We start from the raw sequence: 13355 nt of genomic DNA, 5'->3' as shown, positions 1-13355 counted from the left end.
GAAGCATTCAGGCGCTCCCCTTCAGCGGGTGGATCGCCTTCAGGTGGAGTGGTCATTCCAGAAGCGCTCAAAAGCTTTGGGGGGATCATGAACCACACAACTATACAGGATTAAGAGCATGAAATATTCTAACTTAAATTTATGGTATAATTATATAACTTACAACCTTTTTTTTCGCGCATGAGATTTTTGAATTGCCCCTTTCGGGCAGCCAAGCTACCATTTATGCGACTCTGAGTAGAATCAGATACCTTGATATGTTATTAGGGGTTGCATCATGAAGGCGAAGCTCCTGTTTGCCGCCCTGCTGGGCGCAGTCGTCGCATTGCCGCTTTCCGCCGTTCCGGCGGCGGCGGAGGATAAGAGTGTTCTGCTCGTCCTGTGGAAGGGAATCACCGATTCCGAGAAGGCTTTCCAGGCCAAGCTTGCGGAACTGGGAATCAAGGCCACCTATCGCGAAGTCAATGCCAACCAGGATCGCGGCACGCTTGCCGCCGGCATGCAGGCGCTTGAGGCTGATATCGCGAACAAGTCTTTCGACGCGGTCTATACCTACGGCACGGTCGCCACGCAGGTTGCCACCGGCGTGATCCGCGACCGCGTGCCGGTCGTCTTCGACATCGTGTTCGATCCGGTCGGCGCCAAACTGGTGAAGTCGCTCAACGAGCCGGGCGGGACGGTCACGGGAGTGACCAACGGGGTGCCGATCGCGGCGCAGTTCGACGCCTTCACCAAGCTGAAGCCGGTCAGGACCCTTCTGGTGCTGTTCAACTCCCGCGAGCCCAACTCCAACATCGTCGAGAACGAGGTCCGCAACTGGGCCGAGAAGCACGGCGTCAACGTAACGTCCCGCCGGGTCACCCCGGGCAACAACTCGCTTCAGGAGGTTCTGGCGGAAATCTCCTCCGGCGCCGTCAAGCCGGATGCGGTCTTCGCCGGTGCCGACAATTTCCTGGCTTCGGTCGCCGGCGAGATCCAGGCCGCCGTCGGTGGCACGGTCCCGCTGTTCGGCGGAACCCAGACTTATGTGAAGGCGGGCTGGCTTGCCGCCTACACGCCTGCGGTCAACGACATGGGGACATCGACCGCCGAACTGATGGCGAAGGTGCTCAAGGGCGCGAATCCGGGCACACTGCCGGTCGTGCTGCCGACGCCGAAGTTCTTCATTTCCAAGGCTGCGGCGGCGAAGCACGGCGTCACGCCGCCGGCCGACGCGGTTCTTGAGAACTGATCGCCTGAACTCCTTCGCGAACGTTCGGATGGGGCCGGATGGCAGATCGCCGCCGGCCCCATTGCCTGTCCGGTCAGCGGTGGATGTAGAACAGCAGCAGGTCCCGACGAAGGTTCGGGATGCGGATCGGCTCGACGCCGTGGAACGAATCGTCTGTCTTGACGAACATGAATAGTGAATTGGCCTTGTATGGCATGGTCGCGACGCGGTCGAACTGCTCGAAATCGTGGTGCGGCCCACCCCAGCAATGGAAGCCACGATCCTTCGGCAGGTACAGGGTCGTGCCGCACTCGATGTGACGATCATCCTCCGGCAGGTAGAACAGCAGCGTCAGCAGGTTCTTCGGATCGGACGTGTGGATCTTCACGCCGTCGGAACTTGAGTCGCGGACCAGGAGCATGTCCCGGCGGATGGTTTCGGGCCATGGGGCACCTTCGCGCGCGAGCCGCGCGGTGATGTCCGGGGCATGCCGCGTCAGCAGCGCGTCGGCGAATTCCTTGTTGAAGACTTCGTTGAAGAGGCCGGACCAGAACGCCGCGACCTCTCCCGGTACGCGGGCGAGGTGGTCTTCTTTCAGCAGGAACCCCGCCCTCATGTCGTAGTCCCCATCCGCGACCTTTCCGGTCTTGGAGAGGGATTCGTATGCCTCCGGTGCCGGCATGCGGCGGCGCAGTTCGGCATAGAATTCCTTGGGAAAGACATCTTCGATGAAGAGGTGCTGGTGGGGCCAGGAGCGGATCGGCGCCGCGAGTATCCGGTAAAGAGCGTGGTGCCTTGCCAATCTCATCAAATCGGACATGAACTATTCTCCATGAATGACCTTGGCCACTTCGAGCGTCGTGAAAGCGCGTCGGAAGCGGTTGTGCCGGGTCCTCTGGACGACGGGGCAGTCACTGCTTCGCTTCGGTGCAACGATCGGAAAGTACCAGTTGTCTGAGCTTTTCATTGAAACGGGATAATCCGCAGAGAAAGTTAAACAGGCGTGACTGTTGTAAATGTTCAGTTCGGGTAGAAACAAAATTTCAATCTAGTAATGCAGTTTTCGTTTCCTAAATACTTATAATTGAAGGTTTTTTATTGTTTTCAACTTGCCGGAGCTCTCTGCTATACAGGCGTCTGAGCCGATCGCGTTACCCTGCGGAGACTCGGAAAATCCTGGAGGCAAGGATGAAGCTAGGGCGTACCCTGATGGCACTGCTCTGTATGCAGGTGCTGAACCCCAAACTTGCGCCGGACAGTCATGCTGCTGAACCGAAGATCGTGATGCTTCTTTGGCGCGGCATCACGGAGCCGGAAGAGGCTTATCTGGATCGACTCCAAACCCTGGGGATCAATGCCAAGCTCGTGCAACTGGACGCCCAGCAGGATCGCAATGCCGTCGTGACTCACCTCAGAAGCATGGAAGACGATATCGCGTCAGGCAAGATCGACATCGTCTATTCCTTCGGAACGACAGTGACACGGACGGCGACACAGTTCATCAAGGACCGAGTGCCGATCGTGTCAACGTGGTATTCGATCCCGTATCCGGTCAGTTGGTCAAATCCATGGATCAGCCGGGCACCAACGTCACGGGCGTTATCAACGGTGTACCGATCCCGGATCAACTCGATGCATTTTCCCGCCTGGGGAAACTGAAGTCCCTCGTCGTGCTCTTCAATCCCAAGGAGCCGAACTCCAACCTGATCGCCGACCAGATCGTGGACTGGGGCAGAAACCATGGGGTCGAGGTGATACGGCGCCGGGCCGCCGCCACCGGAAACTCGTTGGAGGAGGTGATGGAAGAGATCAGATCGGGCCGGCTCAAGGCCGATGCCCTGTATTCCGGCGCCGATAGCTACATCGCCTCCAAGGCCGCCGACATCCAAGCGGCAATCGGCGATCGCATCCGCCTGTTCGGCGGCACCCAGACTTTCATCCTACGCGGTTGGCTGGCGGCCTACTCGCCCCCCGTCAAGGACATGGGGAAGGCGGCGGCAGACCTGACCGCCGACATCCTGAAGGGAGCCGATCCCCGGACCACCCCGGTCGTGCTCCCTCAGCCGCGGCTCATGATATCCAGCGCCGCCGCAGCCGCCCATGGCATCGCGCCGCCGGACGACGCCCTGCTGGAGAAGTGAAGGCAATGGCCGAACCCCGAGTCGGCCATTCCCTCACGGCCCGCCGTTACTTCTTCGGCGGGCACGCCGCGGGCGGAGATTCGACCGGGGCGCTGGCATGGCCCGACAGGTACTTCAGCGCGTCGCCCAGCGTGCTGGCCCAGACCGGCCATTCATGGTCGCCGGCGACCACCCGGAAGACCGCCTTGCCCGGCTGGTGGCGGTGCAGGTCCCGGAACAGCACGGCGGCATGGTAGGCGATCTCGAACCGGTCGATGTCGCCGCTGTTGATGTAGAATGGGACCACCAGCGGCTGGGCGCGGTAGGCATCGAACAGGATGCGCCAGCCCAGGCGCTGCCACGTCTCCGGGTCGAACTTGCCGTCCTTCTGGAAGGGCGGGTCCTTCATCGCGGACGATGTGGCCGGGGGCAGCGGTTCATAGACCGCGGGGCTCAGCGCGCCGGCCGCGGCGAACAGGTCGGGACGCTCGAACGACAGGCGCGCCGCGGCAAGGCCGCCTGCCGACAGGCCCGCCACCAGGCGGCCGGAACGGTCGGCGATGGTGCGGAACCGGCGCTCGACCTCGGGCAGCAACTCGGTCATCAGCACGGTCTGGGACTTCTCGGCATTGGCGTCCACCCACCACATCTGCTTGTGGCCGGGCATCACGACCACCATCGGCGCGATGGCTCCCTCGGCGATCAGCGAGTCCAGGGTCGATTCGGCCTTGCCCTTGACCAGCCAGTCGTGCTCGTCGCCGTTGGCGCCGTGCAGCAGGTAGAGCACCGGATAGGACAGGCACGAGTCGGCGTAGCCGTCCGGCAGGTAGACCGTGAAGCGGTAGTCGCGGCCGAGCGTCGGCGAGGCCAGGCTTTGTTCGAGCACGGTACCCGCGATCGCCGGCGCCGCCGCGAGCGATGCGGCGAGTGCGGCACCGGCCCAGACGCCTGAGCGCAATCCCATGGATGTCGCCAGGGCAGCAAACCTCGATCCAAATCGCTTCATTTCCGTTCCCCTCTCCGCGCAGTCCCGGCCCAACGCGCTGCTCCGGGTCATCATGCCGGGTATCGCACATTAGCCATGGTTGCGTTGGCATGGTAGGGAGGATTAAAGAGGGAGGCGGTGAAATCCATTGCACCTATACGAAATATCACTTAGAATACTGATTAACTTGGGTTGCAAAGTAGTGTCGGCTTCGGAAGCTTTGCCGCAACACCATGAATTTCATTCTCGTCTTTTTCAGCAACCGGCGGCCCGCCGCCCTAATGGCAAGGCCGGGGGACAGGCTCCGATGCCGCCGGTGACCACGCATGATTGAGGTTTCCTCCCATGGCCCAAGCCGTCACCGCATCCCGGAATGAGCGTCTGCTCGTCGTCGAGGACGACGAGTTCAGCCAGCAATTGATCGAGCTTTACCTGCGCAAGGCCGGCTTCACCGAACTGACCGTCGCCAACGACGGCCGCCAGGCGCTCGACCTGGCGAAAGCCAACAGCTTCGACCTCATCCTGCTCGACCTCAACCTGCCCCGGATCGGCGGGACGGAGGTGGTGCGCCGCCTGAAGAAGGAAGGGCTGCTGGCCAACACTCCCGTCGTGGTGATCTCGGCGATCACCAACATGGAAGACACCATCCAGTGCATCGAGATGGGGGCCACCGATTACCTGGCGAAACCCTTCAACGTGATGCAGCTTCAGCAGCGGGTGGATGCCTGCCTGGAGCGGCGCCGGCTCCGGCAGGAGGCGGCGGTCGCCCGCGAGAGCCAGGCGCTCGACCGGCGGACCGCGCGGGCGCTGCGGACCGCCCTGGCCCGGCAGGGATTCCCGCCCTCCGGTCCCGGCTTCCCGGTGGACGCCGCGGTGCTGGCGGAACCGGGCGCCGGCGGCGCGGAACCCGGGTTGGGCGGAGACTTCCACGACGTCCTGACGGCGCCCGGCGGCGGCACCTGTTTCCTGGTCGGCACCGTCTCCGGCCTGGCGGGCGGCGGCTCCGGGGTCGCCGCCGTGCTGACCGCCGCGCGCGTCCGGGCGCTTGCCCGCGCCGCCGTGGAGAAGGGTGCGGATCCGGCCGCCGTGATCGCCTCGGTCGGCCGCGAACTCGACGGGGGATTCCCGGTCGGACTGTTCGTCGGCCTGTTCCCGCCCGGGGGCGGAGCCCTTCGCCACGCCAATGCCGGAATGCCGGCCCCGGTGGTGCTGAGCGGCGTTCTGGGCGTGCTGCCGCTCGCCGGCCGCCGCGGCCCGCCGCTCGGCGGAGAGGGGGCGGAAGAGGGGGCTTCGGGCGGCGAACTGTCGCTCCAGCCCGGCGACGGGCTGGTGGTCTATACCCGCGGCCTGGCGGACGCCACCGATGCCGCCGGAGCCACCTTCGGCGAACAGCGGCTGCGCGGCGTACTGGAAAGCCTGCTGTCCGCCGCGCCGGAAGTCGTCGCCGCCAGCTTGCGCGAGGATGCCGCCGCGTTCACCGGCGCAGGGGCGCCGAAGGACGACGTCACGATCGTCGCCCTTCGGCTGCGCGGCTGAACCTCCTCCCGCTTCAGGCGGTCCCCGCCCGGTCGTTCCGGTGCGACAGGAAGAAGCGCAGCATCTCCCGCGTCGCGTCCGGTCCGGTCGGATCGGTATAGGACCCGGACGGGCTGCCGCCGGCCCAGGCGTGCCCGGCCCCGGCGATCGTCCAATGCTCGCACAGCACGCGGCCGGAAGGGTCCGCGTGGACGGTGCGGCTGAACGCCCGCCCGCCCGGCGCCTGGCCCCGCTCGACCGTCGCGCGCAGCCCCGCCTTACCCGCCGCAGCCTGGGCCGCGACCGCGTCGCCGTTGCTGGGATGGACGGTGCCGTCCCGGTCGCCGTGGAAGACGATGGCGGGCACCGCCCTGCCGCCGCTCCCGGTGCCCGTCCCCGGAGCCCCCTGCCGCATGGCGGCGAAGGCGGAGGGCAGGTCGCGGGCGGCGGCGCTGGGCAGGCCCGAATGCACACCGATCGCGGCGTAGAGGTCGGGATACGCCGCGCCCAGGATCGCGGCGGTCGCCCCGCCGGCGGACAGCCCGGCGACATAGACGCGTTCCGGATCCACCGGGTGGTCGCGCATGACCTGCCGGGTGATCCCCGCGATCAGCGAGGGCTCGCCCCGGTCGCGGCCCTGGTCCTCCGGCTTGAACCAGTTCCAGCATTTCTGCGCGTTGGCGGAGGAAGGCTGCGCCGGGTAGGCCACCAGGACGCCAAGCTCCTCCGCCACCGCGTTCATACGGGTCCCGGCCGCGAAATCGTCGGGCGACTGGGTGCAGCCGTGGAGCATCACGACCAGCGGCATGGGCCGGCCGGTGCGGTTGGCGGGCACGTAGAGCTTGTAGTCCCGCGTCCCGGCCGGGCCGGCATGGGATCTGGCCTCGAAGGAGGCGCCATCCGGCAGCGGATCGGAGGCCGGCCGGGGGAACCCGCCGCCGATGTCGAAGCCGGCCGGCATGCCCCGGGCGGCAAGGCCGCGCAGGGTTTCGGCCAGACCGGGCAGGGGGCCGGAGCGCGGGCGCGGATGCAGCCTGCCCGCGAATTTCGCGGACGGCCCGGGAGCGGGCCGCGGCTTCTCCCCGTCGAGATGCACCGGCTCCATGTCGATCACGGTGGCGGACGAGGATGCCGGCGCGGAGGCGGCGGGCGCCTCGCCGCCGGTGCCGTTCAGCAGTCGCTGGATCAGGGCCGTGGCCTCGGCAAGCTTGCCGGCGCCGGTCAGGCGGGTCGCCTCGGCGAATTCGGGAGGCATGCCGGAGGAGAATCTGCTGTTCATGTCGTGTGCTTTCTGTTCCCGGGGGTCGGTCCGGGGAGTCGGGCCGGAGAGGCGTTACTTGATGCGGTCGGCCAGGGCCGACTTGACGGCGGCGCTGGCATGCAGGGCGCCCAGGACGGTGAGCGAGGCGATGGTGGCGCGGGCCAGTTCCGGCGTGACGTCCTGGGCGATGGTCGCCAGTCCCAGGACGCGGACGTCGAGCATCTGTCCGGCGTCCCGCGCCGCTTCGAGATCCGCGCGGGTGAAGTGCCGAAGGCCGAGGTCCACGCTCTTGCGGGTCACGGCCTGCCGGACGACGTCGGCGTGGCGCTCGATCTGGTTGCGGATGGCGGTCCGGATGAAATCGGTCCGGTTGGAGTAGAACCCCTCCTGCACCAGCAGGTCCACGTGCCCCAGGTCCACGTAGCCCAGGTTGATCGTGATCTTCTCGCTGTCCGGCCCCTTCGGCCGAATGTCCTGCACGTTGTTTGCCATCTCTCTTCCATCCATTTGCCATCCAGTGGGATGGTAGTTCGGGTGGGCGGCATGGAATGTCAAGGGACGGCGAACGATGCGCCTTGCCGGGGGCGGATTATTCCGGCGCGGCCGGGGCACGATGCTGTATGGTGCCGAGCCACCCTTTCCCGTCCCGTGTCCGTCCCGAGCCTGCCTTGCGAATCGCCACCTGGAACATCAACTCCGTCCGGCTGCGGCTGGACCTCCTGCTGCGCCTGATCGACGAGAAGAACCCCGACGTCATCTGCCTTCAGGAAACCAAGACGGTCGACGAGACCTTTCCCCTGGCTCCCCTGGCGGAGCGCGGCTACGTCCATGCCCGGATCCACGGCATGAAGAGCTACAACGGCGTCGCGATCCTGTCGCGCCGGCCGCTCTCCGGCGGCTGCGTGCAGCACTGGTGCGAGCGTCAGGACTGCCGCCACGCCATCGCCGTGGTCGACGGGATCGAGATCCACAGCGTCTACATCCCCTCGGGCGGGGACGTTCCCGATCCGGCGGTCAACCCCAAGTTCGAGCACAAGCTGCGCTTCCTGGACGAGATGACGGCGTGGTGGGCGGCCGAGCGGACGCCGGACCGGCCGATGGTCGTGGTCGGCGACTTCAACGTGGCACCGTTGGAGCACGACGTCTGGTCGCACAAGCAGATGCTCGACGTCGTCTCGCACACTCCGGCGGAGGTCGAGCGGCTGACCGCGATGCAGCGGTCGGTCGGCTGGGTGGATGCTGTGCGCCGCTTCGTGCCGGACGACCGGAAGCTCTACACCTGGTGGAGCTATCGCGCGAAGGACTGGTCGGCGGCGGACCGCGGGCGGCGGCTGGACCATATCTGGGTCACCGAGCCGCTGGCCGGCAGCCTGCGCGGCCACGAGGTCCTGCGCGATGCGCGCGGCTGGGAGCCGAAGCCGTCCGACCACGTGCCGGTGCTGATCGACCTGGACGTGTAGGGGAGCCGGCCGGGGCCGCTTCCGGAGCCGGAAAAGAAAACGGCCACCGCGGGGGGCTCATGCGGTGGCCGATAGATCCAGCCGGGGCCAGGCTGGAGACGCCCTTTAATGAGGGCGCCTGCGTGAAGGGCTGTTCGTCGGTCTTGGTGACCGCGCTGTAGGGACCCTTCGCATGGGACGGATATAGGGGCGGAAAGTGGCGAAATTTAGGTGTCGTGACAACGACTTGGCCCCCTGAAAACGGGGCTTGGGGAAAATCCTTTGCGCCAGAGGTAGTTACGGTACGGCAACAGGTTGTTCCGCAAGTGGATTAACCCTGTTTCTCCAGGGAGGATGCTGCGGCGGTGACGTCGCCGATCGCGGGATAGCTGCTCCGGTTGACCAGCATGTCGCGTGCCAGCCGCAGTGCCCGGGTTTCGCAGGCCGCGCGCAGGTCCGGATCGGCGATGGTCTCCAACTCCTCGACATGGGCGAGGCCCAGGATGCGACGGATCATCTTGGCGGCGGCGAACCCCACCGAATCGGAGAACAGCCGCGCCATGTAGGCGGTCCGGACCCGTTCCAGCTCCGCCTGCCCCGCGGCATCGGCGAACAGGCCGGCGGGATAGAGGTCGCCGGTCGGGTGCTCCCGCCACAGCTCCAGGAAAGTCGCCTCGAACCGGATCCAGACTTCCCGCACCTGGTCGAGGATCCAGGCCCGGTAACCGTCGCGCCGGTCGGATTCTGTCTCGTGGCCGGCCTGGGCGAAGAAGGCCAGCAGCAGGTTGCCGATCACCGCCCCGACGTCGAACCCCATGGGACCGTAGAAGGCGAACTCCGGATCGATCACCCGGGTGTCCGACTCGGTCACCATGATCGACCCGGTGTGCAGGTCGCCGTGGATCATCGCCTCGGCGGAGGTCAGGAACTTTCCTTTCAGCTCCGAAACGGCGGCCTTGGCGGCCGTGTCGGTACGGAATTCGGCGGCGATCCCGTCGAGCTGGGGGGAGGTCCAGCGGTTCAGCTCGGCGACCCGGTAGGGATCGGTGAAGATCAGATCCTCGGTGATCCGGCACAGGGCGGTATTGCCGCAGAACACCGCCATCCGCCGCTTCTTCTCGGCGGCGGGCAGCGCCAGATCCGAGGTGCCGAACAGCGTATGGGCCATGAAATATGCTATGTCGCCGGCGAAACGCGGGTAGCGGATGCCGGCCGCCAGACCCTTGCGCATGATGACGTGCGGCCGCAGCAGCTCCATCGCCGTCAAGGCCATTTCGTGATCGTAATGGAACAGTCCGGGCGTCTGGGCCGGAGCCGCCGCGCGCTGCGCCGTCAGCGCTTCGTGCTCGAAGAAGGCGCGGCTCAGCGGCAGCGGCCAGCTCTCGCCGACCAGCCGCACATAGGGCAGGGCCTGCTTGACCGCGACCCCGCCGGCCGGGCCGGTGACGATGAACACCAGGTTCAGGTTGCCGTCGCCGACCTCGCGGACCTGCCAGTCCGCTGGCCCGCCGCCCAGGCGGGCGGCGACCGCGTCGATCCGCGCCAGGTATCCGGGCAGGCTGGAATCGTCCAGGGCGCGGTATCCGGGCGGGGTTTCCAGGGGGCGATTCCTCGAGGTGTCGGGGTCCAGCGTCACGGGGCCTTCTCCTGTCCGGCTTTTCTTCTTTTCGGGGAGGAGTTTCCCGCGTCCGGTCAAGCTTGGCAACCGCAACCCGGCTTCGCGCTATGAGCGATTGAGAAATCTCCCGGTTCGGTTATTGCTTCCCCATGCTTTCAACCCCCCGCCGTGAAGGGACCTTGGCGATGCGGTTCTCTCCCCTGGTCGGCCGGATCTCCGGCAAGGGCTCGGACGCCTGGAGCATCCACTGGCGCGCCCGCGAACTGGCCCGGCAGGGGCGGGACGTCATCATGCTGACCGTCGGCGACCCCGACATGCCCCCGCCGGCCCGCGTGATCGACGCGGCGGTCGAGTCGCTGAGGGCGGGCCGGACGACCTATTCGCCGATGGCGGGCTATCCCGAGGTCCGCGCCGCGATCGCCGCCCGCCACCAGGAGCGCACCGGCGTCCCGACCCCGGCGGACGACGTGGTCGTGGTGCCCGGCGCCCAGGCCGGCCTCTACTGCGCGATGCAGTGCCTCGCCGGGCCGGGCGACGAGGTGATCGCGCCGGAACCGATGTACGCGACCTACGAGGCGGTCGCCGGCGCCGCGGGTGCGTCGATCGTCAACGTGGCCTTGCGTCCGGAGCGGGGCTTCCACCTCGATCCCGACGACCTGGAGCGCGCCGTCACCCCGCGCACCCGGGTGCTCTGGCTCAACAGCCCGCACAACCCGACCGGCGCCGTGATGACCCGCGCCGAGGTCGAGGCCGCCGCCGAGTTCTGCCGGCGCCACGACCTGTGGCTGCTGTCGGACGAGGTCTATGCCGACCTGGCCTATGCGGGACCCCATGTCAGCCCACGCAGCCTCCCGGGCATGGCGGAGCGCACCGTCGTGGTGTCCAGCCTGTCCAAGTCGCACGCGGTGCCGGGCTTCCGGTTCGGCTGGATCATCGGCCCGGCGGAACTGGCCGGCCACCTGTCCCGGCTGGTGCTGTGCATGCTTTACGGCGGACCGCCCTTCATCCAGGACGGCGCGCTGGCGGCGCTCACGGCGGACTGCCCGGAGGTGGGCGAGATGGCCGAGGCCTACCGGCGCCGGGCCGGCATCATGGTTTCCCTGTTGGAAAACGTCCCTGGCCTCCGCGCGTCCCGGCCCGAGGGCGGCATGTTCGTCCTTCTGGACGTCCGGGGCACCGGCCGCACCTCCGACGAGTTCGCCTACGGCCTGCTGGAGGGGCAGGGAGTGGCGGTCCTGCCGTCCGACGGCTTCGGCCCCAGCGCCGCCGGGCACCTGCGGATCTCGCTGGCCGCTCCCGACGGCCGGATCGAGGAGGCGGCCCGGCGCATCGCGGAGCATGCGGCCTCGGCCTGAAAACCCGGTCCCAACGCGGCGAAACATCAGCGCCGGCGCGAAGATGCTTCGCCCTGGAATTTTTTTCTCCGAAGGCCGATTTTACCCTTTTGCGCGGAGTGGTTTCAGTGTATCAGATCGCTCCGCGCTAGCACGTGCCCCTGGCCCCCACGGTTCTTCCAAGTGGGGTTATGCAACGACGAACGTGTAACCCCCGACCGTCCCTTAAGCAAGGCGGCGTCTTGGAGGATACGATGTTTCATGTTGTTGTCGGTGGGCCGCACGCCCATCCGCCGCATCTCACGCATCTCGGTCGATTGTGTGCAGGCCCCACCGGGTCTGAAGGTTCAGTCTGCGCATCGGCGCCGACGGCGGCCTGACCGTACTCCACACACCCATCACATCACTCCTTTCTGGTTCTCGGGAGACTGAGATGAACGAGAAGATTGCTCGTTTTTTCGCGGAGCAGCAGCCTGCAACTCCGTGCCTGGTGGTTGACCTCGATATCGTGGACGAGAATTTCAGGTCGCTGACCGCCGCATTGCCCGACGCGAAGATCTACTACGCGGTCAAGGCCAACCCGGCGCCGGAGATCCTGTCGCTGCTGGTCGAGCGCGGCTCGTCCTTCGACACCGCGAGCGTGCCCGAGATCGAGATGGTGCTGGCCGCGGGCGCCACGGCGGAGCGGATCTCCTACGGCAACACGATCAAGAAGCAGCGCGACATCGCCAAGGCCTACGAGCTGGGCGTCCGGCTGTTCGCCTTCGACAGCATCGGCGAGCTGGACAAGATCGCCGAGTCGGCTCCCGGCAGCCGGGTGTTCTGCCGCATCCTGACCTCGGGCGAGGGTGCCGAATGGCCGCTGTCGCGCAAGTTCGGCTGCGATCCCGCCATGGCGCGCACCCTGCTGATCGCCGCCGCCGGCAAGGGGCTGGTGCCCTACGGCGTGTCGTTCCACGTCGGCAGCCAGCAGAAGGACCCGACCCAGTGGGACACCGCGCTGCGCACGGTGGCCGAGATGTTCCATGACCTGGAGGCGCTCGGCATCACGCTCAGCATGGTCAATCTCGGCGGCGGTTTCGCGACCCGCTACCGCAGCGACGTGCCCGAGTCGGAAGCCTACGGCAACGCCATCCTGGACTCGCTCCGACGACATTTCGGCAACCGCATCCCCGAGACCATCGTGGAGCCGGGCCGCAGCATGGTCGGCAATGCCGGCGTGATCGAGAGCGAGGTCGTGCTGATCTCGACCAAGTCGGCCAACGACAACCGCCGCTGGGTCTACCTGGACATCGGCAAGTTCGGCGGCCTGGCCGAGACGATGGACGAGGCGATCCAGTACCCGATCGTCACGACCCGGTCCGGGGCCACCGATTCGGTGATCCTGGCCGGCCCGACCTGCGACAGCGCCGACGTGCTGTACGAGAAGGCCGATTACCAGCTGCCGCTCGACCTGGCGATCGGCGACCGGATCCGGATCCATGCGGCCGGCGCCTACACGACCACCTATGCCTCGGTCAACTTCAACGGCTTCGCGCCGCTGTCCCAGTACTACATCTAACGGGCACTACATCTAAAGGTTGTTTGATTACGCCAGCAGGTCGTGGAACTCCGGGTGGCGCCGGATCCACGCCGCGGCGTAGCTGCAGATCGGAACGACCTTCATCCCCTCGCTCCGCGCGGTCTCCATGACGCCGCGCATCAGCCTCCCGGCCGCCCCCGTTCCCCGCAGGGACGGGGGCGCTTCCACATAGGGGATCTGGAGGGTGGAGCCGACCCGGCGGTAATTGGCGAAGACGGTCTTGCCTTCCACGTCCAGCTCGTACCGGCTCCGGGTCTGGTTGTCGGTCACCTGTTCCGTCATGTCGTCCCT

General features: G+C 66.6%; 13 protein-coding genes. 7 read left to right on the top strand and 6 right to left on the bottom strand.

The window, feature by feature from the left end:
- Positions 1-277 precede the first annotated feature (277 nt).
- Positions 278-1231 carry an ABC transporter substrate-binding protein gene (locus JL101_RS24345; RefSeq protein WP_203103276.1) on the top strand — a complete coding sequence of 318 codons (954 nt, stop codon included), beginning with the start codon at positions 278-280 and terminating at the stop codon, positions 1229-1231.
- A gap of 73 nt (positions 1232-1304) precedes the next feature.
- On the opposite strand, the gene JL101_RS24340 is transcribed toward JL101_RS24345, so the two are convergent.
- On the bottom strand, positions 1305-2030 hold the full coding sequence (locus JL101_RS24340; RefSeq protein ID WP_203103275.1) for a hypothetical protein: 726 nt from the start codon (positions 2028-2030) through the stop codon (positions 1305-1307).
- A 368-nt stretch (positions 2031-2398) separates the two neighbouring features.
- Here JL101_RS24340 and JL101_RS24335 point away from each other — a divergent pair, with 368 nt between their 5' ends.
- Positions 2399-2869, top strand: a complete 471-nt coding sequence (locus JL101_RS24335) for a type 1 periplasmic-binding domain-containing protein (RefSeq protein ID WP_203103274.1) — start codon at positions 2399-2401, stop codon at positions 2867-2869.
- A complete protein-coding gene (locus tag JL101_RS24330) occupies positions 2779-3351 on the top strand; it encodes an ABC transporter substrate binding protein (RefSeq protein WP_203103272.1) in 573 nt (190 codons plus the stop codon). Before JL101_RS24335 ends, JL101_RS24330 begins: the two co-directional genes overlap by 91 nt.
- A gap of 46 nt (positions 3352-3397) precedes the next feature.
- Here the strand turns inward: JL101_RS24330 and JL101_RS24325 are convergent, their stop codons facing one another.
- Positions 3398-4294, bottom strand: coding sequence for an alpha/beta hydrolase (locus JL101_RS24325; RefSeq protein ID WP_228435133.1), 897 nt, complete (start codon positions 4292-4294; stop codon positions 3398-3400).
- A gap of 366 nt (positions 4295-4660) precedes the next feature.
- Between JL101_RS24325 and JL101_RS24320 the strand changes: the two genes are divergently transcribed.
- A complete protein-coding gene (locus JL101_RS24320; protein ID WP_203103268.1) occupies positions 4661-5851 on the top strand; it encodes a response regulator in 1191 nt (396 codons plus the stop codon).
- 13 nt (positions 5852-5864) lie between these two features.
- On the opposite strand, the gene JL101_RS24315 is transcribed toward JL101_RS24320, so the two are convergent.
- Both JL101_RS24315 and JL101_RS24310 read right to left on the bottom strand, forming a co-directional pair.
- A complete protein-coding gene (locus tag JL101_RS24315; protein WP_228435131.1) occupies positions 5865-7109 on the bottom strand; it encodes an extracellular catalytic domain type 1 short-chain-length polyhydroxyalkanoate depolymerase in 1245 nt (414 codons plus the stop codon).
- 54 nt (positions 7110-7163) lie between these two features.
- Positions 7164-7583, bottom strand: a complete 420-nt coding sequence (locus JL101_RS24310; protein WP_203103266.1) for a CopG family transcriptional regulator — start codon at positions 7581-7583, stop codon at positions 7164-7166.
- A gap of 176 nt (positions 7584-7759) precedes the next feature.
- Here JL101_RS24310 and xth point away from each other — a divergent pair, with 176 nt between their 5' ends.
- A complete protein-coding gene (gene xth / locus JL101_RS24305; protein WP_203103264.1) occupies positions 7760-8551 on the top strand; it encodes an exodeoxyribonuclease III in 792 nt (263 codons plus the stop codon).
- 310 nt (positions 8552-8861) lie between these two features.
- Here the strand turns inward: xth and mtnK are convergent, their stop codons facing one another.
- Positions 8862-10166: an S-methyl-5-thioribose kinase gene (mtnK, locus tag JL101_RS24300; protein ID WP_228435129.1), complete on the bottom strand. Its 1305-nt coding sequence runs from the start codon at positions 10164-10166 to the stop codon at positions 8862-8864.
- Positions 10167-10333: 167 nt separating this feature from the next.
- Between mtnK and JL101_RS24295 the strand changes: the two genes are divergently transcribed.
- Positions 10334-11503, top strand: a complete 1170-nt coding sequence (locus tag JL101_RS24295) for a pyridoxal phosphate-dependent aminotransferase (RefSeq protein ID WP_203103262.1) — start codon at positions 10334-10336, stop codon at positions 11501-11503.
- A gap of 412 nt (positions 11504-11915) precedes the next feature.
- Positions 11916-13043, top strand: coding sequence for a type III PLP-dependent enzyme (locus JL101_RS24290; protein WP_203103260.1), 1128 nt, complete (start codon positions 11916-11918; stop codon positions 13041-13043).
- Between the two features lie 27 nt (positions 13044-13070).
- Here the strand turns inward: JL101_RS24290 and JL101_RS24285 are convergent, their stop codons facing one another.
- Positions 13071-13346 carry a GNAT family N-acetyltransferase gene (locus JL101_RS24285; protein WP_203103258.1) on the bottom strand — a complete coding sequence of 92 codons (276 nt, stop codon included), beginning with the start codon at positions 13344-13346 and terminating at the stop codon, positions 13071-13073.
- Between the last annotated feature and the right edge of the window lie 9 nt (positions 13347-13355).

This window comes from Skermanella rosea (genome assembly GCF_016806835.2).
In the GTDB taxonomy this organism is placed as follows: domain Bacteria; phylum Pseudomonadota; class Alphaproteobacteria; order Azospirillales; family Azospirillaceae; genus Skermanella; species Skermanella rosea.
Note: the sequence above shows the minus strand (reverse complement) of the source record. Positions and strands in the feature narration are given on the sequence as shown.